Source organism: Candidatus Erwinia dacicola, from assembly GCF_001756855.1.
Classification (GTDB): Bacteria; Pseudomonadota; Gammaproteobacteria; order Enterobacterales; family Enterobacteriaceae; genus Erwinia; species Erwinia dacicola.
The window spans coordinates 1-1,696 of record NZ_MAYS01000248.1; the positions used below are offsets into that span (position 1 = coordinate 1).

Genomic DNA, 1,696 nt, shown 5'->3' on the forward strand with positions numbered 1-1,696 from the left:
GCGCATGACACGCGGAGGTTCGCCAGAGAGCGAAATCTGAAGCCCTGCACAACAGCGCTGAGCAGCCTGCAGAGCAATGGCATGGCCGAACGGTTCGTGAAAACGGTGAAGGAAGACTATATCGTGTTCATGCCAAAACCGGAGGTGAGAACAGCACTGCGAAACCTTGCAGCAACGTTCACGCATTACAATGAAAACCACCCGCACAACGCGCGGGGATATTACTCCCTGAGGGAATACCGGCAGCAGCGGGCATCGTTAACTTAAGATACAAAAGCTGTCCGGAGATGGCGGGTCAAGATCAGTGGTGAAATCCGTGATGCATCAATGTGCATTCTGTGCCAGCTATGGTTTTAAATGTGTGCGACATATCTATCCCCGTTTAAAAATAACTTGCCATTAATTTGTGGATATGTGATACAATACTCGGGTAAAACGAGGTACAGTTCTGTTTATGTTTGGCATCTATCAGTAAAGAAGTTCTGAGTAAAAGACTAACGTTGAATACCACTTCCTTGCCGAGCTTTAATGTAGTGCCTCATGCAGTAATGTCTCTAGTTTTTCTGTACGTTAAGCCTACGGGCGAATAAACACTCTAAGGAAATTTGCAAAATGGCAAAGATTAAAGGTCAGGTTAAGTGGTTCAACGAGTCTAAAGGTTTCGGTTTCATTACTCCTACTGATGGCAGCAAAGATGTGTTCGTACACTTCTCTGCGATCCAAGGTAATGGCTTCAAAACTCTGGCTGAAGGCCAGAACGTTGAGTTCGAAATTCAGGACGGCCAGAAAGGCCCTGCTGCTGTGAACGTCACTGCTATCTAATTTTCGATCTGAGCCTGACATTGCCGCCCGGCGCGTAATCTAGGCTAAAATCTGAACACTAAAGCCCTGCCAGCGATGACGGGGCTTTTTATATCCGATTATCGTGGTGCGCGGGATTTTTTACGGGCTTTGCAGTACACTGCCTCGTCTTAAATTTATGGATTCTTGCTATGTCGTACCTGTGTTCTCTTTGCCAGCAGCTGCTGAGGTCAGCGTGCTGGATATCGGCTGTGGGGAAGGCTATTACACCCATGAAGTCGCCAGCCGCCTGCAGGCCAGAGTTCAGACTGAGGTGTACGGTCTCGATGTGGCTAAAATTGCCATGCGCTATCGCAACGTGGAATTTTGCGTCGCATCAAGCCACCGCCTGCCCGCCGTTGCTGCTGGAGAACAGGTCGTACCGCATCGGAGCTGGTATCTGCGATGAAGCAAATTAAAGAGCTGCAGCGCCTGCTGGGCAAGAAAACCATGGAAAATGAGCTGCTAAAAGAAGCCGTTGAATATGGCCGATAAAAAAATGGATAGCGCCCGCGTCCTTGTTGTCAAAGGACAGGGAATAGCACTGGTCAGGGCACTGTTGCAAAGATATTGATGAGTTAGCCTTTCGTGTTATTGAAAGGTTTTATCTTTCAAAGACTTCAACTAATACTGGCCACAGCATTAGACTGTAAGTAGTACAGCCGCTCAGATTCGTTGGGCGTCAGACCACCGTTATACCAATGGGGCCTGATAGCGCTGTAATATCCCGTTATATAGCGAATTATCGCGCCCTGGGCTTCGCTGAAGCTGTTATAGCCCTTCGTCGGCACCAATTCGGTCTTCAGGCTCCGGAAGAACCGCTCCATAGGGGCGTTATCCCAGCAGTTTCCCCGTC

At 48.8% G+C, this 1,696-nt stretch carries 3 protein-coding genes and 2 pseudogenes; 4 read left to right on the forward strand and 1 reads right to left on the reverse strand.

Annotated elements, in window-relative coordinates:
- The 4 genes and pseudogenes from BBW68_RS07590 to BBW68_RS17760 form a co-directional block, all read left to right on the forward strand.
- Positions 1 to 267, forward strand: a 267-nt coding sequence (locus BBW68_RS07590) for an integrase core domain-containing protein (RefSeq protein ID WP_148127591.1), incomplete at its 5' end; no start/stop codon positions are given.
- A 345-nt stretch (positions 268 to 612) separates the two neighbouring features.
- Positions 613 to 822 (forward strand): transcription antiterminator/RNA stability regulator CspE, encoded by a 210-nt coding sequence (gene cspE / locus BBW68_RS07595; protein ID WP_070134664.1) that lies wholly within the window; start codon positions 613 to 615, stop codon positions 820 to 822.
- 208 nt (positions 823 to 1,030) lie between these two features.
- Positions 1,031 to 1,195 (forward strand): annotated as a pseudogene (locus tag BBW68_RS17755) (methyltransferase domain-containing protein); the annotation flags it as partial.
- Positions 1,190 to 1,402: pseudogene (locus tag BBW68_RS17760) on the forward strand (IS3 family transposase); the annotation flags it as partial. The pseudogenes BBW68_RS17755 and BBW68_RS17760, both read left to right, overlap by 6 nt.
- Positions 1,403 to 1,460: 58 nt before the next feature.
- Here BBW68_RS17760 and BBW68_RS07605 read toward each other — a convergent pair.
- Positions 1,461 to 1,696 (reverse strand): integrase core domain-containing protein (locus tag BBW68_RS07605; protein WP_148127592.1); only part of this gene is annotated, 236 nt, incomplete at its 5' end.